This is a genomic window from Pseudomonas sp. MOIL14HWK12:I2 (assembly GCF_000510745.1).
In the GTDB taxonomy this organism is placed as follows: domain Bacteria; phylum Pseudomonadota; class Gammaproteobacteria; order Pseudomonadales; family Pseudomonadaceae; genus Chryseomonas; species Chryseomonas oryzihabitans.
In genome coordinates this window covers 22,178-39,828 of record NZ_AZOA01000007.1, presented here as the reverse complement: position 1 = coordinate 39,828, position 17,651 = coordinate 22,178, and the positions used below count along the sequence as shown (strand labels likewise).

16 protein-coding genes are annotated in these 17,651 nt (G+C 67.8%); 8 read left to right on the top strand and 8 right to left on the bottom strand.

What is annotated here, in order from left to right:
• Window positions 1–30 precede the first annotated feature (30 nt).
• Window positions 31–978, top strand: coding sequence for a 4-hydroxybenzoate octaprenyltransferase (ubiA, locus tag PSK12I2_RS0103260; RefSeq protein WP_037007492.1), 948 nt, complete (start codon window positions 31–33; stop codon window positions 976–978).
• Here ubiA and PSK12I2_RS0103255 read toward each other — a convergent pair.
• Both PSK12I2_RS0103255 and PSK12I2_RS0103250 read right to left on the bottom strand, forming a co-directional pair.
• Window positions 963–1,952, bottom strand: coding sequence for a DMT family transporter (locus PSK12I2_RS0103255; RefSeq protein ID WP_027597282.1), 990 nt, complete (start codon window positions 1,950–1,952; stop codon window positions 963–965). The genes ubiA and PSK12I2_RS0103255 overlap by 16 nt on opposite strands.
• Window positions 1,953–2,195: 243 nt before the next feature.
• Entirely contained in the window at window positions 2,196–3,149 is a 954-nt protein-coding gene (locus PSK12I2_RS0103250) for a LysR family transcriptional regulator (RefSeq protein WP_027597281.1), read from the bottom strand.
• Window positions 3,150–3,404: 255 nt separating this feature from the next.
• On the opposite strand from PSK12I2_RS0103250, the gene PSK12I2_RS0103245 reads away from it, so the two are divergent.
• From PSK12I2_RS0103245 to PSK12I2_RS0103230, 4 genes are read left to right on the top strand one after another with little or no spacing between them, the layout of a single operon-like run.
• The gene (locus PSK12I2_RS0103245; RefSeq protein ID WP_037007491.1) at window positions 3,405–4,907 is read left to right on the top strand and encodes an efflux transporter outer membrane subunit; all 1,503 of its coding nucleotides are present in this window, start codon (window positions 3,405–3,407) and stop codon (window positions 4,905–4,907) included.
• On the top strand, window positions 4,904–7,060 hold the full coding sequence (locus PSK12I2_RS0103240; protein WP_027597279.1) for an FUSC family protein: 2,157 nt from the start codon (window positions 4,904–4,906) through the stop codon (window positions 7,058–7,060). The genes PSK12I2_RS0103245 and PSK12I2_RS0103240 overlap by 4 nt, the downstream gene beginning before the upstream one ends.
• On the top strand, window positions 7,050–7,250 hold the full coding sequence (locus tag PSK12I2_RS0103235; RefSeq protein WP_007160208.1) for a DUF1656 domain-containing protein: 201 nt from the start codon (window positions 7,050–7,052) through the stop codon (window positions 7,248–7,250). The genes PSK12I2_RS0103240 and PSK12I2_RS0103235 overlap by 11 nt, the downstream gene beginning before the upstream one ends.
• 10 nt (window positions 7,251–7,260) lie before the next feature.
• Entirely contained in the window at window positions 7,261–8,160 is a 900-nt protein-coding gene (locus tag PSK12I2_RS0103230; RefSeq protein WP_027597278.1) for an HlyD family secretion protein, read from the top strand.
• A 316-nt stretch (window positions 8,161–8,476) separates the two neighbouring features.
• On the opposite strand, the gene PSK12I2_RS24470 is transcribed toward PSK12I2_RS0103230, so the two are convergent.
• Genes PSK12I2_RS24470 through PSK12I2_RS0103215 form a run of 3 tightly spaced genes read right to left on the bottom strand, consistent with a single transcriptional unit; the run spans window position 8,477 to window position 9,154 of the window.
• Window positions 8,477–8,638, bottom strand: a complete 162-nt coding sequence (locus tag PSK12I2_RS24470) for a DUF1328 domain-containing protein (RefSeq protein WP_007160206.1) — start codon at window positions 8,636–8,638, stop codon at window positions 8,477–8,479.
• A 29-nt stretch (window positions 8,639–8,667) separates the two neighbouring features.
• Window positions 8,668–8,889 (bottom strand): hypothetical protein, encoded by a 222-nt coding sequence (locus tag PSK12I2_RS0103220; protein ID WP_169742414.1) that lies wholly within the window; start codon window positions 8,887–8,889, stop codon window positions 8,668–8,670.
• 10 nt (window positions 8,890–8,899) lie between these two features.
• A complete protein-coding gene (locus PSK12I2_RS0103215) occupies window positions 8,900–9,154 on the bottom strand; it encodes a hypothetical protein (protein WP_007160204.1) in 255 nt (84 codons plus the stop codon).
• 443 nt (window positions 9,155–9,597) lie between these two features.
• Here PSK12I2_RS0103215 and algB point away from each other — a divergent pair, with 443 nt between their 5' ends.
• Together algB and PSK12I2_RS0103205 are read left to right on the top strand one after the other, a co-directional pair.
• Window positions 9,598–10,947, top strand: a complete 1,350-nt coding sequence (algB, locus tag PSK12I2_RS0103210; protein ID WP_027597276.1) for a sigma-54-dependent response regulator transcription factor AlgB — start codon at window positions 9,598–9,600, stop codon at window positions 10,945–10,947.
• Window positions 10,944–12,734 carry an ATP-binding protein gene (locus PSK12I2_RS0103205; RefSeq protein WP_027597275.1) on the top strand — a complete coding sequence of 597 codons (1,791 nt, stop codon included), beginning with the start codon at window positions 10,944–10,946 and terminating at the stop codon, window positions 12,732–12,734. The genes algB and PSK12I2_RS0103205 overlap by 4 nt, the downstream gene beginning before the upstream one ends.
• Before the next feature lie 273 nt (window positions 12,735–13,007).
• Here the strand turns inward: PSK12I2_RS0103205 and PSK12I2_RS0103195 are convergent, their stop codons facing one another.
• The 3 genes from PSK12I2_RS0103195 to PSK12I2_RS0103185 are packed head-to-tail and all read right to left on the bottom strand — an operon-like array spanning window position 13,008 to window position 16,301.
• Entirely contained in the window at window positions 13,008–14,480 is a 1,473-nt protein-coding gene (locus tag PSK12I2_RS0103195; protein ID WP_027597274.1) for an FGGY family carbohydrate kinase, read from the bottom strand.
• 38 nt (window positions 14,481–14,518) lie between these two features.
• A complete protein-coding gene (locus tag PSK12I2_RS0103190) occupies window positions 14,519–15,475 on the bottom strand; it encodes a transketolase family protein (protein ID WP_027597273.1) in 957 nt (318 codons plus the stop codon).
• Window positions 15,465–16,301, bottom strand: coding sequence for a transketolase (locus PSK12I2_RS0103185; RefSeq protein ID WP_027597272.1), 837 nt, complete (start codon window positions 16,299–16,301; stop codon window positions 15,465–15,467). Before PSK12I2_RS0103185 ends, PSK12I2_RS0103190 begins: the two co-directional genes overlap by 11 nt.
• Before the next feature lie 335 nt (window positions 16,302–16,636).
• Between PSK12I2_RS0103185 and PSK12I2_RS0103180 the strand changes: the two genes are divergently transcribed.
• The gene (locus tag PSK12I2_RS0103180) at window positions 16,637–17,632 is read left to right on the top strand and encodes an ABC transporter permease (RefSeq protein WP_027597271.1); all 996 of its coding nucleotides are present in this window, start codon (window positions 16,637–16,639) and stop codon (window positions 17,630–17,632) included.
• Window positions 17,633–17,651: the final 19 nt, after the last annotated feature.

Genomic DNA, 17,651 nt, shown 5'->3' with positions numbered 1-17,651 from the left:
TCGCCGGGCCCTTCGCCATGCAGCCGTCCGATGAAAAAGAACGCCTCCCGTCCCCGTGATCGCCGTCCCGCCGCGCCCCGCGGTCCCGAGCCCAGCGCCCGGGTGATCGCCACGCGCCCCCGCCGCGAGCGCATCCGCGACTTCGTCCAGCTGACCCGGCTGGACCGTCCCATCGGCATCTATCTGCTGCTCTGGCCCACCCTCTGGGCGCTGTGGATCGCCGCCGAGGGCGTGCCGAGTCTGAAGAATCTGCTGATCTTCGTGCTCGGCGTGGTGCTGATGAGATCGGCCGGCTGCGTGATCAACGACTTCGCCGACCGCAATTTCGACGGCCACGTCGCCCGCACCAAGAACCGCCCCCTGGCCACCGGGCGCATCTCGCCCAAGGAAGCCCTGCTGTTCTTTGTCGTGCTGGTGCTGCTCAGCTTCGGCCTGGTGCTCTGCACCAATGCCACCACCGTCTGGCTGTCCTTTGGCGCCCTGGGCGTGGCGGCGCTCTATCCCTTCATGAAGAGATACACCTACTACCCCCAGGCGGTGCTCGGCGCGGCCTTTTCCTGGGGCATGCCCATGGCCTTCACCGCCGAGACCGGCGAGTTGCCGGCGGCGGCCTGGCTGCTGTTCGTCGCCAATGTGATCTGGACGGTGGGCTACGACACCTACTACGCCATGGCCGACCGCGAAGACGATCTCAAGATCGGGGTGAAATCCACCGCCATCCTGTTCGGCGACGCCGACCGGGTGATCATCGCCACCCTGCAGGGCCTGACCCTGTTCTGCCTGGCGCTGGCCGGCGGCCGCTTCGGCCTGGGCCTGCCTTTCTACCTGGGCCTGGTGGTGGCGGCCGGCTGCTTCGCCTGGGAATTCCACGTCACCCGCGACCGTGATCCTCTGGTGTGCTTCAAGGCCTTCCTGCACAACCACTGGGCGGGGCTGGCGATCCTCGTCGGCATCATCGCCGATTACGGACTGCGCTGAGCCGGAGCGCCCGCGGCGGCATCGGCCACCACCTCCGGCAGCGCCTCGGGTTGCGTCGCCGGCACCGCCCGGGCCTTCTTGGCCTTGGACGCCTTGCGGCTCTGCTGCCAAGCCACCGCCAGGCCGCTGGCGCAGATGATGAGGATGCCGATCAGCGCGCCGCTGTCCGGCACATGACCGAAGACGAAATAGCCGATGATGCCGGCGGTGACGATCTGGCCGTAGCTGAAGGGCGCCAGCAGCGCCGGTGGCGCATAGCGGAAGGCCTGGGTCAGCAGCAGGTGGCCGGACATGCCGAAGAGGCCGAGCAGGGCCAGCATGAAGCCGTGGGTCAGGGTCGGGATCTCCCAGAAGAAGGGCACCACGCTGCTCAGCACCAGGGTGTTGATGATGCCGGTAAGGAAGTTGCTGGTGGTGGGGCTGTCGATGCCGCTGAGCAGGCGGGTCAGCAGCTGGTAGAGACCGAAGCACACCGCCGAGCAGACCGGCAGCAGCACCGCCGGGGTGAACAGCTGGCCGCCCGGCCGCACGATGATCAGCACCCCGATGAAGCCGGCCAGCACCGCCGCCCACTGGCTGCGGGTCACGGTTTCCTTGAGCAGCGGCACCGACAGCGCCGTCACCATCAGCGGGGCGAGAAAGTTGACCGCCGTGGCCTCGGCCATCGGCAGATAGCGCAGCCCGGTGGTGAAGAACAGGCTGCAACCGATCAGGCACAGCGCCCTGAGCACCTGCAGGCCGGGTCGCTTGGTGCGGATCACCGCCAGTCCCGAGCGCGGGATGAAGATGCCCATCATCAGCAGGGTGTGGGAGAGGTAGCGGGCCCAGACCACCATGACTACCGGATAGAAGCCGGACAGGTACTTGGAGAGGGCATCGTGGGAGGCGAACAGCCAGACCGCGAGGCAGATCAGGGCGATGCCCTTGAGCGGCTGGTCGGCGAATCTCAGAGTGGGTCCTGCTGGGGCGCTCATTGGACTCCCGTGGCGCTGACGGCGGTCCCTGACCGCCTGCGTGATCCGGCCGTCCTGCACGGCGGTCCGTCGGCGTGGGCACCGACTCGGGACATGGACCTCGACGATGGCAGAGTGTGCCGTCGAGCACCCATCCTGTCGCCCTCAGGACCGCAATACCGGGCGATATTTCAATAGCTTACTAACTATGGCCCGGCGCGCGGCCCGGTCTCTTCCGAGCTTAGTCCAAGGGGCCCGTCGATCTCAATGCGCTTGGCCGACGACTTCGCTGACGGCCCGCACGAACGCCTCGTCCGCTTCCAGCGCCCCGGGGATCTGTTCGCGCAGATAGGCCACCCAGGTGCGGATCTTGGCATCCAGGTACTGCCGCGAGGCATAGAGCGCATAGGCATTGAGCCGCTGCAGGCGATAGGCCGGCAGCACCCGCACCAGGCTGCCGTCGCGCAGGCCGTCCACCGCCGAATAGAGCGGCAGCACGCCGATGCCCAGGCCCTGGCGCAGGGCTTCGGTCATGGCGTCGCCGACGTTGACCTGGAAGGGGGTCTCGCCGATGCGATAGGTCTCAGGGCCGTTGGGGCCCTCGAAGTGCCAGCGGTCGAAGGACACCACCGGACTGATGAATCTCAGGCAGGCGTGGTCGGCCAGCTCCGCCGGCGTCTGTGGCTGACCATGCTCCGCCAGGTAGGCGGGCGAGGCGCAGAGGATGCTGTAGGTGTGGCCGATCTGCTGGGAGACGAAGCCGGAATCGGGTAGCTCGGCCGCCACCACGATGGCCAGGTCGAAACCCTCTTCGAGCAGATCGGGAATGCGGTTGGCCATGGTCAGGTCGAAGCGCACCTCGGGGTGCAGGGCGCGATAGCCGGCGATGGCGCGGATCACGTAGTGCTGACCGATGCCGGTCATGCTGTGCACCCGCAGCCGTCCCTCGGGGCGCGCCTGGGCGTGCCCGGCCTCGGCTTCGGCTTCCTCGACATAGGCGAGGATCTGCTCGCAGCGCGCCAGGTAGCGCTGGCCGGCCTCGGTCAGGGCGATGCGTCTCGTGGTCCGGTGCAGCAGGCGGGTGCGCAGATGGGTTTCCAGATGGGCCACCGCCCGGGAGACGTGAGCCGTGGTGGTCTGCAGCGTCTGGGCCGCCCCAGTGAAGCTGCCGCTCTCCACCACGGCGACGAAAACGCGCATGTTGTGCAGGGTGTCCATGCCGCCTCGACAGTCGGGAAAAGCGTCATTCTCCATATTATTTCAGTATGTGAAACAAAGATTCGCCGGTTCGCGCGCTAATCGGCCACCCTGGAATTTTATAGAATCGTTAGCAGCCTAATGGTAACGTCCGCTGACCGCTCGGTTCGCGGGCATCTCCTACCGGCGTCCTCTTCAGTTCCAGCTCATCTCGCCTACCGCGCTGCGCCCTCTCAGCCAGACGCCGGTATGGCCTTGTTGCCAACGGACCCCCACGTGTCGCCTTTCTCTAGCAGAGCCTGGCCTGCGCTCACGGTGGTCGCCCTCGCGACCCTGCTGGCCGGCTGTATCGGTACCGGTCACAACGCGCCCCAGGCGCAGCGTCTCGACGATCAGGCGCTGGCCACCGACGCCGCCATCCAGGCCGCCGCCGGCCAGGCCGCCTGGCCCGAGCGCCAGTGGTGGCGCGCCTATGGCGATCCCCAGCTGGATGCCTGGATCGGCAGTGCCCTGGCCGACAACCCGCGCCTGGCCACGGCCGCCGCCCGGGTGCGCCGCGCCGAGTCCCTGGCGGGCCTGGCCGAATCCCGGGAAGCCCTGCAGGTCGAGGGCAAGGGCGCCTTCAAGCGCTACAGCTGGCCCACCGACGGCTTCTATGGCCCGGGCGAGCTGGCCGATCGCACCACCTGGAACAACAATGCCGAACTGGGCCTGAGCTATGCCCTGGACTTCTGGGGCCGCGAGCGCGACGCCAGCGCCCAGGCTCTGGACCAGGCCCATCAGGCAGCCGCCGAGGTCCGCGCCGCCGAACTGGAGCTGACCGGCAACATCGTCCGCAGCTACATCGGCTTCGCCCTGCACCACGACCAGCGCGACATCCTCGCCGCCACCCTGGAGCAGCAGCGGCAACTGGCCGACCTGGCCCAGCGTCAGCTGGACGGTGGCCTCGGCACCCAGTTCGAGGTCAGCCAGGCGCGCGCCCTGCTGCCCGAGACCGAACGCCAGCTGGAAGCCCTGGACGAGACCCTGGCGCTGGATCGCAACCAGCTCGCCGCCCTGGCCGGCAAGGGCCCGGGTGCCGGCGCCCGCCTGCAGCGGCCGCGCCTGACCCTGGGCGCGGCGCCACGCCTGCCCAGCAGTCTGCCCCTGGAACTGGTCGGCAAGCGCCCCGACGTGGTGGCACGCCGCTGGCAGATCGCCGCCGCGGCCAAGGGCGTGGACGTCGCCCGCGCCAGCTTCTATCCCAACATCGACCTGGTGGCCAACGTCGGCCAGTTCCTGACCCTGGGCCGCCTCAGCGAGATGCTGACCCACGCCAAGACCGGCTCCTTCATCGGCCCGGCGTTCTCCCTGCCGATCTATGACGGCGGCGCCCTGCGCAGTCGTCTCGGCGCGGAATCGGCGGCCTACGACATGGCGGTCAGTGCCTATAACCAGACCCTGGTGGACGCCCTCAAGGACATCTCCGATGCGCTGATCAAGGCCGACTCGGCGGCCAGGCAGGCCACCCTCGCCGACCAGGCCAGCCAGGAAGCCCAGCGCACCTACGACATCGCCCGCGAGGCCTTTCGCCGCGGCCTGACCGACTACCTGCACGTGCTCGACGCCCAGACCCGGTTGTTCGCCCAGGAGCGGGTCACCGCCCAGGTGCATGCCCTGCGCCTGGCCGCCCAGGCCGCTGCCCTGGTCGCCCTCGGCGGCGGCGCGGACCTCGAACGCGGCCCGGGCGACCACGACCTGGTGCCGGCGCGCGTGGCCGTCGAGCGAGCCCCCCGGTGAGTGCCGGCACCACCGCCGGCGCGCCGCTGCGCCAGGCCCTCGGCGCCTGGGCGCGCAGCGACGGCAGCCTCTGGCTCTACCAGGCCAAGATGCTGCTCGCCGCCAGCCTGACCCTCTGGCTGGCCATGCGCCTGCAATTGCCGCACCCCAGTTCGGCGGTGATCACCGTGTTCATCGTCATGCAGCCGCAGAGCGGCCAGGTCCTGGCCAAGAGCTTCTACCGGGTCATGGGGACCCTGCTGGGACTGGCGGTGATGCTGGTGCTGATCGCCCTGTTCGCCCAGGAACGGGTGCCCTTCCTGATCTTTCTGGCGCTGTGGATCGGCCTCTGCGTGGCCGGCTCGGCGCGCTACCGGGACTTTCGCAGCTATGCCTGCATGCTGGCCGGCTATACCGCCGCGCTGATCGGCATCCCTGCCGCGCTCAATGCCGACACCGCCTTCATGTCGGCGGTGATGCGGGTGCTGGCCATCACCCTGGGCGTGCTCTGCAGCGGCGCGGTGAGTGCGGCGGTCTTTCCGCAGACCAGCGCCACGGCCATGCGCGCGACCCTCTATCGGCGCATGGGCGGCTTCGCCGGACTGGCAGCCGACGTCCTGCGCGGGCGGCTCGACCGGGCCACTCTGGAAGCCGCGGGCGTACGCCTGGCCGCCGAGGCCGTGGGGCTGGAAAGCCTGCGCAGCGCCTCGGCCTTCGAAGACCCGCACATGCGCATGCGCAGCGGCCGCCTGGCTCGGCTGAATGCCGAATTCATGGGCCTGACCACCCGCCTGCATGCCCTCAGCCGCCTGCTGATGCGCCTGCGCGAACGCGACGCCCAGCTGCCACTGACGGCCCTCGAACGCCTCTGGGCGCCGCTGCTGGAGCTGTTCGAGGAATGGCGCGGCCAGGCGCTCACCGACCGCGCGGCCCTGACTGCGGCGGCGCGTCTGGAACAGCTGCACCAGGGGCTGCGGCCGCGCATTCGCGCCCTGCGCGCCGAGTTGCCGCCCTTGAGCGAAACCGACCGGCGCGACTTCGAGACCGCCGTGGAGCTGCTCTTTCGCTTTACCGGCGAATGGCACGGCTATCTGCAGACCCACGCCTCCCTGGCCGCGCCGCGGCACAGTCGCGAGCAGTGGAAGCCGCGCTTCGTGGCCAAGGCCAATGCCCTGGGCGCGGCGGTCACGGGTATCCGCAGCGCCTTTCTGGTGCTGGTGCTGGGCGCCTTCTGGATCGCCAGTGCCTATCCCAGCGGCGGCATGCTGGCGCTCAACGCCGCGGCCGTTTCGGCGCTGGCCTCGGCCTCGCCGGATCCCAAGCGCACCGCGCTGCAGATGGCCGTCGGCGCCAGTGGCGGCGTGGTGCTGGGCTTCTTTCTGACCTTCTTCGTCTTTCCCTGGATCACCGGCCTGCCGCTGCTGCTGCTGACCCTGGCGCCAGTGTTCATGCTCGGCACCTGGATCTCCCTGCGCCCGGGCTGGATGGGCTATGGCCTGGGTTGCCTGGTGTTCTTCTGCTTCACCTCGATTCCCGACAATCCGCCGGTCTACGACGCCTACGCCTTCATCAACAACGGCATCGCCGTGGTCCTGTCGATGGTGATCACCGCGGCGGTCTCTGCGGTGCTGCTGCCGCCCAACAGCCCCTGGCTGTGGCGCCGGCTGGAACGGGACCTGCGCCAGCAGCTGGTGCGGGCGGTGAGCGCGCCGCTGCCGCACCTGGCACCGGCCTTCGAGAGCCAGACCCGCGATCTGCTCAACCAGGCCTATGGCGTCAGCGCCGGGCGCGGCGCGGCGCAGCGGCGCCTGATCGGCTGGGCCTTCGCGGTGCTGGAAATCGGCCATGCGGTGATCGAGTTGCGCCAGCTGCAGGCGCGCCTGCCGAACGCGCCACGCTATGCCGAGGGCAGCGCCTGGCGCCAGGCCATCCGGGTGCTCGGACGCGCCCTGGTGCGTCTCTTTCTCAAGCCCGGCGCGGAAAATCTGCGCCGGGCGCTGGCGGCGGTGGATGCGGCCCTGGCCGCCGTGACGGTCGTGACCGAACCGCCGGAACTGCCCTATGACGAGTCGCCGCTGCGCCAGGTGCAAAGCGACCTGCACTTCATCCGCAGCGCCCTGCTCGATCCCCAGGGGCCGCTGGCCCGCTATCTCGAGATCCCCCATGCCACGTGAAATCGCCTTCCACGGCCTCTACCTGCCCACCGTGACGGTGCTGTTCCTGGTCGCCGCCCTGCTCGCCTGGGCGCTGGACCGGGTGCTCGCCGCGGTCGGTCTCTATCACGTCGTCTGGCATCCGGCGCTGCTGCGCCTGGCCCTGTTCATCTGCCTCTACTGCGCCCTGGCGCTGTGCGTCTATCGCTAGGACTCCTGCCATGATCCTCAAGAAACTCTTCGGCGTGCTCTTTACCCTGCTGGTGGTCTGCCTGGCGCTGATCCTCGGTCGGCTGCTCTGGGTGCACTACATGAACGATCCCTGGACCCGCGACGGCCGGGTGCGCGCGGAGGTCATCACCATTGCGCCCGACGTGGCGGGCCTGGTGACCGAGATCGCCGTGCGCGACAACCAGTGGGTCAACAAGGGCGACCTGCTGCTGCAGATCGATCCGGAACACTACGATATCGCCGTGCATCAGGCCGAGGCTTCGGTCGCCGCGCGCAAGGCCACCCTGGCCATGCGTCAGCAGAACGCCCGCCGCCGCGCCGACATCGACAGCCTGGTGGTCTCTCGCGAGAATCGTGAAGACGCCAGCAGCGCGGCCCTGGCCGCCGAGGCCGATCTGCGCCAGGCCCAGGCCCAGCTGGAATCGGCGCGCCTGAACCTCAAGCGCACCCGGGTGCTGGCCCCCGTGGACGGCTACGTCACCAACCTCTCGGTGTTCAAGGGCGACTATGCCGCCGCGGGCGCGCCCAAGCTGGCCGTCATCGACGCCCATTCGTTCTGGGTCTATGGCTATTTCGAAGAGACCAAGCTGCCCCATGTGCGGGTCGGTGCAGCGGCGGAGATGCGCCTGATGAGCGGCCAGACGCTGCAGGGCCACGTGGAAAGCATCGCCCGCGGCATCTATGACCGGGACAACCCCCAGAGTCGTGAACTCACCGCCGATGTGAATCCCACCTTCAACTGGGTACGCCTGGCCCAGCGGGTGCCGGTGCGCATCGCCCTGGACCCGCTGCCCGAGGGCCTGCTGCTGGCGGCCGGCACCACCTGTACGGTGGTTCTGGAAGACGCTCGCGGCGAGCGTTCCTGGTGGGACGCCTTCTGGCAGGGTTGAATCCGGCCGAACGTCCGACTTTTGCCTCTCCCAAACGACAACACCCCTGACGTCGGCGGGTTTCGCTAGAGACGAAACCGGTCGAATTCAGGGGTGTGGTCGTAACCAGCCCAGTCCGCCGCGAGTGCGAAAGTACTCCCTGTACTCTTGGAACCCTCCCCTACTGCAGAGCGTCCCGACCATGTGGCCCTTGCGTCTCGGATTAGGAGACGACTTAGAGGTTGTCCATTGAATCGGCTTAAAGCTGCAATCCGATGACAGAGCCTCAGCAGCCGGTCATCACGACCGGCTGCTTGTGTTGCTCACGGACCAGCCGTCAGGGACGACGGCGACCCATGAAGAACGACACCACGAACAGCACCAGGAACAGCACGAACAGGATCTTGGCGATACTGGTGGCGGTACCGGCAATGCCACCGAAACCCAGGACGCCTGCGATGATCGCGATGATCAGGAAAGTGATAGCCCAGCTCAGCATGGTGTTTCTCCTATGTATTGCAAGTGCACTCAGCGGACGACAGCACCTGTCCAGCGAGCAGTGGTTTTATTAGCGAAATCCTGGGTATCCAGACTCGCCATCCGTGGTTCCACATCGGTCAGATCGAGATCCAGACCGTTGAGGTTGTGCGTCTGATTGAGCGCACGACCCATCATCAAAGCACTGAGCAACATCCCGAGTACGACCGCCGCTGCAACGAACAACACGATCATCAGCAGCATCCACATCATGGTCATGACCTCAGAATACCCAGCGGGTCTGCTTCACCAGACGGTCACCGTTGGACTGTGCCGGGATGGCTTTGAGTTCCCCACGGCCTTGACTTGCCAGCGGCTTGGCTGCGGGCACCATGGCCTGGGCAGCAATGCGGGTGGATGCGATGAGTGCCTGTTCGCGGCTGACGTCCTGGCCCTGGGGGGCGGCGACGGCGGCGCTGGCGAAGCAAGCGAAGAGCGCAGTACCTACCAAGTGCTTGCGAAGGGTCTGGCTGATCATCGGGTATCTCCTGCAATCCGTTGGCCCTGAGGCCGGCTTGCCAAGGAGATTGCAGACTGCGTGCCAGCTTTTCGAAAACTATTTTTTCCTTTAAAAACAACAACTTATGCTTTTGGGCAGAGGCGCCTGCACTTGCACCTTGCAAGGTGCAACGCCTGAACCATTGCGTTTTGCATGATGGCCAGGGGCTGATCTGGAGGCACCGGGCCAGTCCGCTCGACCGCGCAACGGGGAAAGGGAGCCCGAAACCTTCCATTGCCCACCAAAAAATCTGCTTTTTGCCACTTTCTCCCCGGCGGGTTGCGATCTGCACGATGCCCGTGACGGCCTGCCCGGATTGCCCGATGGTCCTGCGGATTGCAACTTGCACGATGTATGATGGACTAACTGCCAGCTCTGTCCTTTAGCGCGTTTCGGCCCCTGCGGCCTGGAGTTCTCCCGTCATGGAACAAACCAGCGGTCGTATCCTTCTTGTGGATGACGAAGCCGCCATCCTGCGGACCTTTCGTTTCTGCCTGGAAGACGCCGGCTACAGCGTGGCCACGGCCAACAGCGCGGCCCAGGCCGAGGCCCTGCTCCTGCGCCAGGTCTACGACCTCTGCTTTCTCGACCTGCGCCTGGGCGCGGACAACGGTCTGGACGTGCTGCAGCAGATGCGCATCCAGGCGCCCTGGATGCGGGTGGTGATTGTCACCGCCCACTCGGCCATCGACACCGCGGTGGACGCCATGCAGGCCGGCGCCGCCGACTACCTGGTGAAGCCCTGCAGTCCCGATCAGCTGCGCATGGCGGCGGCCAAGCAGCTGGAATTCCGCCAGCTCTCGGCGCGCCTGGAGGCCCTCGAGGGCGAGGTACGCAAGTCCAGCGCCGGTCTCGATTCGCGCAGCCCGGCGATGATGAGCATCCTGGAGACCGCCCGACAGGTCGCCACCACCGATGCCAACGTGCTGATCCTCGGCGAGTCCGGTTCCGGCAAGGGCGAACTGGCCCGCGCCATCCACGCCTGGAGTCGCCGCGCCAAGAAGACCTTCGTCACCATCAACTGCCCGTCGCTGTCCGCCGATCTGATGGAAAGCGAGATGTTCGGCCATACCCGCGGCGCCTTCACCGGGGCCAGCGAGAGCACCCTCGGCCGGGTCAGCCAGGCCGATGGCGGCACCCTCTTCCTCGACGAGATCGGCGACTTCCCCCTGGCCCTGCAGCCCAAGCTCTTGCGCTTCATCCAAGACAAGGAATACGAGCGCGTCGGCGATCCGGTGACCCGTCGCGCTGACGTGCGCATCCTCGCCGCCACCAACCGCAACCTGGAACAGATGGTGGCGGAAAACGAATTCCGCGAAGACCTGCTCTATCGCCTCAACGTCATCGTGCTCAACCTGCCGCCGCTGCGCGAGCGCAAGGAAGACATCGTCGATCTGGCCGAGCGCTTTCTCGCCCGCTTCGTCAAGGACTACAACAGACCCGCCCACGGCTTCAGCGAGGCGGCCCTGGAGGCCCTGCGCAACTATGGCTGGCCGGGCAACGTCCGCGAGCTGCGCAACGTCATCGAGCGGGCGAGCATCATCTGCGGCCAGGACCTGGTGGATGTCAACCACCTGGGCCTGGGTGACAGCCCGGCCAGCAGCGGCGCCGCCAGCGCACCGCGGGTCGGCGAGGCGCTGAGTCTGGAAGCCCTGGAGCGCGCCCACATCGCCGCGGTGATGGCCACCAGCGAGACCCTCGACCAGGCCGCCAAGACGCTGGGCATCGACGCCTCCACGCTCTATCGAAAACGCAAGCAGTACGGGCTATGAAGCTGCCGATCAAGTTGCACACCCGCCTCTTTCTCAGCATCTCCGCCCTGATCGCCGTGGCCCTCATCGGGCTGCTGGTGGGCCTGGTCAGCGTCCTGCACCTGGCCCGCGAGCAGAGCGTCCAGACCCGCAGCAACCTGGACTTCATCAACCTGACGCTGAACATGCGCCAGGAGCTGAGCAACAGCCTGTTCCAGATGCTCGACGGTGCCCCGGATCCCCAGGTTCTGGTCGCTGCCCAGCAGCGCTTCGAACAGAATCTGCAAATGGTCCAGGGCGAGATGCACAAGCCCGAGCAACTGGCGGTACTGGAAGACGTCAAGCGCCGCTACGAGCGCTTCGCCGACTATCTGCGCTCCCCACCCGGCGGCTACAACCAGTTGCGCGCCGATCCGGATTTCCAGCAGACCCTCGACGCCCTGCGCAATCGTATCTACGACCTGCAAAAGAGCTATGTGGTAACCCTGGAGCGCATGCAGGACGAGGCCCATGACCGGGCGGTGATCATCGCCCTGCTGCTGGCGCTGATCGGCGTGGCCATCCTGGTCACCGGGGTGGTCACCGCCAACGGCATCGCCCGGCGCTTCACCGGGCCCATCGACGGCCTGGCCAAGGCCGCCGAGCGCATCAGCCAGGGCAACTTCGACGTCCAGCTGCCCACCTCGCAGATCGCCGAGTTCACCCTGCTCAGCCGCCGCTTCGGCAACATGGCCCAGGCCCTGCACCGCCTCAGCCAGACCAATGTCGAGGCCCTGGTGGCCGGCCAGCGGCGCTTGCAGGCAGTGCTCGACAGCATCGACTACGGCCTGGTGATCCTGGATCCCCAGGGCAACATCGAGCACGCCAATCCGGTGGCCTGCCGCCAGCTGGGCTGGAACGAGAATCACCTGGGCGAATCCCTGATCGCCGCCCTGGAACGGCCGGAAATCGAGACCAGCGTGCAACGGGTGCTGGCCGGCGGCGCCCTGGACGCGGCGCCCGAAGACCTGGAGATCCGCGTCGACGACGAGGTGCGGCTGCTGGCCTGGAGTCTGACCCCGGTCAACCACGCCGACGGCCGCAGCGTGGGTGCGCTGATGGTGCTGCGCGATGTCACCGAGCAGCGCGCCTTCGATCGGGTGCGCAACGAATTCGTCCTGCGCGCCTCCCACGAATTGCGCACCCCGGTCACCGGCATGCACATGGCCTTCGGTCTGCTGCGCGAACGCCTCAAGGTGGCGCCGGAATCCCGCGAGGCCTTTCTGCTGCAGACGGTGGACGAGGAGACCCATCGCCTGGTGCAGCTGATCAACGACCTGCTGGACTATTCGCGCCACCAGAGCGGTCTGCAGCGTCCGGAAAAGCTGCCGAGCGAGATCGGCGACCTGCTGGAGGAAGCCCGCGCCCGCCATGTCGACGAAGCCCGCGAGCGCGATGTCGAGCTGGCCGTCGAGTTGCTGCATACGCCGCTGCCACGGGTCAGCCTGGACCCCAAGCAACTGAGCCGGGTGTTCGACAACCTGCTGAGCAATGCCCTGCGCCATACCCCGGCCGGCGGCCGTATCGTCATCCAGGCCATGCGCCAGAACGAGCAGCTGCTGATGGCGGTGCAGGACAACGGCGAGGGCATCGCCTACGCCCAGCAGGGCCGGGTATTCGAGCCCTTCGTGCAGATCGGCAGCCAGAAGGGCGGCGCCGGCCTGGGCCTGGCCCTGTGCAAGGAAATCATCCGCCAGCACGGCGGCCGCATCGGCGTGGTCTCCCGCCCCGGCCAGGGCACCCAGATCTTCATGACCCTGCCGACCTGAGTCATCCCGGGCTGCTCTTACGGGCAGCACCGCGCTAGTCGACCCCGCTCCTGCCGGGACGAATGCAGCCAACCGCCTGCTCGGACAGCCCCCTCTCCCTCGGGGAGAGGGTTGGGGTGAGGGCGCCCCTCGCCACGGTGTCCCATTGGAAAAGGCTACGGGGCTGATCCCGCCAAATCGCGGCCATGCCGGTGCGCCGTAGCGACCGCTCCTACAGGAGCCGGACATCCTGTAGGAGCGGCCCATGGCCGCGATCAGCAAAACACCGGAATCCTACCGCAGCGTCCGCGCCAGCGCCTGGCGCCAGCCGGCATAGAGGTCGGGCACGGCGTTGGCGCGGGGTTCGTAGCGGCGACGGGGCCGTTCGAGATCGGCCAGGGCCGCGGCGTCCTGCCACCAGCCCAGGGCGTGGCCGGCCAGGTGGGCGGCGCCCAGGGCCGAGACCTCCGGCGACAGGCTGCAGATCACCGGGCGCTGCAGGAGATCGGCCTGGAATTGCAGTAGCCATTCGTTGCGCGTGGCGCCGCCGTCCACCCAGAGTTCGTCCAGGGCCGTCGGGCTGTCTTGCTGCATGGCGTCGAAGACATCGCGAATCTGGTAGGCGATGGCCTCCAGCGCCGCACGCATCAGGTGCGCCCGTCCGCAATTCTCGCTGAGACCGCAGAACAGCCCACGCGCCTCGGCCCGCCAGTGCGGCGCACCCAGGCCACCGAGCGCTGGGACGAAGTAGACGCCGCCGTTGTCCGGCAGCGCAGCGGCTTCGGCGGCCAGGGCCTCCAGCTCTCCGGCGCCCCCCAGCAGCCGCGCCGTCCAGCCCACGGCGGCGCCGGTGTGGACGATGTTGCCTTCCAGGGCAAAGGTCGCCGTATCCCTCAGGCGCCAGGCCAGGGTGGTGGCCAGGCCATGGGCGGAGACCACGGGTTCGGCAATGGGCGTCATCAATGAGGAACCGGTGCCCAGGGTGGCCTTGACCTTGCCCGGGACGAAACCGCCCTGGCCGAACAGCGCCGCATGGGAGTCACCGATCATCGCCAGGATTGGCAGACCGGCCGGCAGCGGACCCTGGGCGCGGGTCTCGCCGAAGCAGCCGGCACTGGGGCGGATCTCTGGCAGGGCCGCCCGGGGAATGCCGAACAGACTCAGCAGCTGCGGATCCCAGTCACCGCCGCGCAGATCGAGCAACTGGGTACGGGCGGCGTTGGCCGCGTCGATGAGAAAGCTCGCACCACCGCTGAGTTGCCAGAGCAGCCAGCTGTCCACGGTGCCCAGGCAGATCTCGCCGGCGGCGGCGCGGGCCGTGCCGTCGGGGATCTGGTCGAGTAGCCAGCGCCATTTGCCGGCGGAAAACATCGGGTCCAGCGCCAGGCCGCTGCGCTCGCGGATCAGCTCGCCCTGCCCGGCGGCGTGCAAGGCTTCGCACTGCGGCTGGGATCTCTTGCACTGCCAGCTCACCAGGGGGCCGAGCAACTGGCCGCTGCCGCGCTCCCAGGCCAGGGCGGATTCGCGCTGGTTGCTGATGGCGATGGCCGCCAGGGGCGCGTCCGCCTGGGCCAGGCAGTCGCCGATGGCGCCCTGCAGGGCCTGCCAGATGGCCAGGGGGTCCTGCTCGGCATAGCCGGCTTGCGGATGCTGGACGGTGAGTGGCCGGGAACCGCGGGCCACGACCCGACCGGCGCGATCCACCAGGATCGCCTTGGCATTGGTGGTGCCCTCGTCGAGGGCGAGGATCAGCGGTTCGGCGGCCATGGCGGCTCCTTGTCCTTATCGGCTCACTACGCCAGAGCTCAGCGCAGGCGCTGCACCGCGGCGACGATCCCGGCAGCATCGATGCCGTGCTTGGCGCGGGTCGGCCCCCGGCCACCGGCGGCAGCATACTCGCCATCGGCGATGCCCAGGCGGATCAGCGGCACGCCCAGCGCGGCCTCGGCCATGACCTCGGCGACCAGGCTGCCCACCCCGCCATTGGCGTTGTGCTCTTCCACCGTGACCACCCCACCGCGGGCGGCGCAGAGGGCTTCGAGCAAGGCCTCGCGCTGCAGCGGCCGGATCGACGACAGGTTGATCACCTGGGCGCTGATGCCCTGCTCGGCCAGTAGCCGCGCGGCGTCCACCGCCTCGTGGACCACCGAACCCAGGGCCACCAGGCTGACGTCGTGACCCTGGCGCAGCACGTCGACCTGACCGGGGACGAAGCGATAGTCGGGCCCGTGCAGATCGGGCAGCGCCTTGCCGTCCAGGCGGATATAGACCGGACCGTCATGGGCCAGGGCGTGTTCGACGATCTGCCGGCACTCGGCGCCATCGGCCGGGGCATAGATTTCCACGTGGCCGAAGCCGCGCATCACGGCGATGTCGTCGAGGCTGTGGTGGGTGCTGGCCAGGGGACCGTAGCTGGCCCCGGCGTTGAGGCCGAACATCTTGACGTTGGACCTGTTGTAGCAGACGTCCACCTTGACCTGTTCGTTGGCGCGGGAGATCAGGAAGGGCGCGGCGTTGCAGGTCACCGCCACCTTGCCGGCCAGGCCCAGGCCGGCGGCCACCCCGACCAGGGTCTGTTCGGCGATGCCGACGTTGACCAGGCGCTCCGGGAAGCGTTTGACGAAGGGGCCGATCTTGGCCGTGGAGGTGGAATCGCTCACCACCGGCACCAGGTCGACGCCGGCGTCCACCGCGGCGATGAAGGCCTCGACCATGACGCTGGCGAGATGGGCTTCGCCCGGGGTCTGGGTATCAGTGGCCATGGTCGAGCTCCTCCAGAGCAGCGGCGATCTCGTCGCCCTTGGGCACCCGGTGGTGCCATTCGGGTTTGCCTTCGATGAAGGAAACCCCCTTGCCTTTGACGGTGTTGGCGATCAGCACCTGGGGCTGGCCGCGGTGTTCGCGCAGGGCTTCCAGGGTCTCCACCAGCTGGGCCACGTCGTTGCCGTCGCACTCGACCACATGGAAGCCGAAGGCGCGCCATTTCTCGGCCAGGGGCTCCAGCGGCAGGATCTCCGCGGTGGGGCCGGCCAGTTGCAGGCGGTTGTGGTCGACGATCACCGTGAGGTTGTCCAGCCGGTACTTGGCGGCGGTCAGCGCCGACTCCCAGTTGGAGCCCTCGCCCAGTTCGCCATCGCCGGTCAGCACATAGACGCGGCGCGGACTGCCATCGCGTTGCGCGGCCAGGGCGATCCCGGTGGCCACGGGCAGGCCGTGGCCGAGGGCGCCGGTGTTGAGTTCGATGCCGGGGGTCTTCTGCCGCACCGGGTGGCCCGGCAGATGGGAGTCGAAGTGCTGGTAGGTGTCGAGCCATTCCGGCGGAAAGTAGCCGGCTTCGGCCAGGCAGCAGTAGAGGCCGCCGACGCCGTGGCCCTTGCTTTGGATGTAGATGTCGCGCCGGGGATCGGCGAGGCGTTCCGGGGCGACGTCGAGCAGGCGGAAGTAGAGGGTGGCGAGGATGTCGGTCTCCGACAGATCCGCCCCGGTGTGGCCGCCGGCAGGCGAAGCGGCGTTGAGCTGGATGACGCGCCGGCGGATCAGCCGGGCCTTTTCGCGAATCTGCGCGACGTCGTACTGGAACGGATTCATCAGGCGACCCCCTCGGGTATCCGAAGCTGCAGTGGAGCAGACGCCTGCCGAGGTTTCAGTGGGCGTCTTATGAATATTTATTCGTCACTGAAAATATATTTATCATTTAGACCTCAATCCGGAAGGCCGTCAATAGCCATGAAGGCCGTCGGCGACCGGGTGAGCGGATAGAATGCGCGGCAGGATGCGGGATTGCCGAGGCCATCGCGTTCGGCATGCGGCGATGAAAAGGCGCTTGACTTCCATCCGGAACAGGCGGAGTCTGAATTAAAAATCAGGCACGCATAAATATTCAGACGAGCCGAACACAAGAACAATAACCTCAGGAGAAGTGCGTGGACGCCAAAGCCCCGACCGCCTCGCCACCCGCCAAGCCCCTCGCCCGCCTGGCCCTGCGCCTGCCGCGCAACGTCGGCGGTCCGCTGATCGGCCTGGCGCTGCTGATCGCCGTGTTCTCCTTTGCCTCGGAGTATTTCTTCTCCGTGCGCAACGCCCTCAACATCCTCGACCAGGTGACCGTGCTCGGCATCCTGGCCATCGGCATGACCCTGGTCATCGTCATCGGCGGCATCGACCTGTCGGTGGGCTCGGTACTGGCCTTTTCCATGATGCTGCTGGGCTGGCTCTATCAGGACATCGGCTGGCCGCTGGGTCTGGCGATTCCCGCCGCCATCCTCGGCGGCCTGGCCTGCGGCCTGGTCTCGGGCCTGCTCATCGCCCGCGCCCGGCTGCCCGCCTTCATCGCCACCCTGACCATGATGTCGGTGGCCCGCGGCCTGGCCAACATCCTTACTGACGGTCGCCAGATCGTCGGCTTTCCGGACTGGTTCACCAGCCTGGCCACGGTGCGACACTTCGGCTTCCTCTCGGTCACCGTCGGGCTGTTCCTGCTGATGCTGCTGGTGGCCTGGGTGTTCCTGCGCTTTCGCGCCGGTGGCCGCAACCTCTATGCCATGGGCGGTAGCGCCGAGGTGGCGCGGTTGTCGGGCATCAAGGTGCGCACCATCACCATCTGGATCTATGCCCTGAGCGGCGCCCTGGCGGGTCTGGCCGCGGTGGCCATGGCGGCGCGGCTGGATTCGTCCCAGCCCAGCGCCGGCCTGTCCATGGAGCTGGATGCCATCGCCGCGGTGGTGATCGGCGGCGCCAGCCTCAGCGGCGGCGTCGGCAGCGTCGGTGGCACCCTGGTGGGAGTGCTGATCATCGGCGTGCTGCGCAACGGCCTGAATCTGCTGGGGGTCTCGCCCTTCGTGCAGCAGGTGATCATCGGCATCGTCATCGCCCTGGCCGTCACCCTGGACACCCTGCGCCGCCGTAACGGGCAGCGCTAGTTTAGAACTGCTTCGTCTC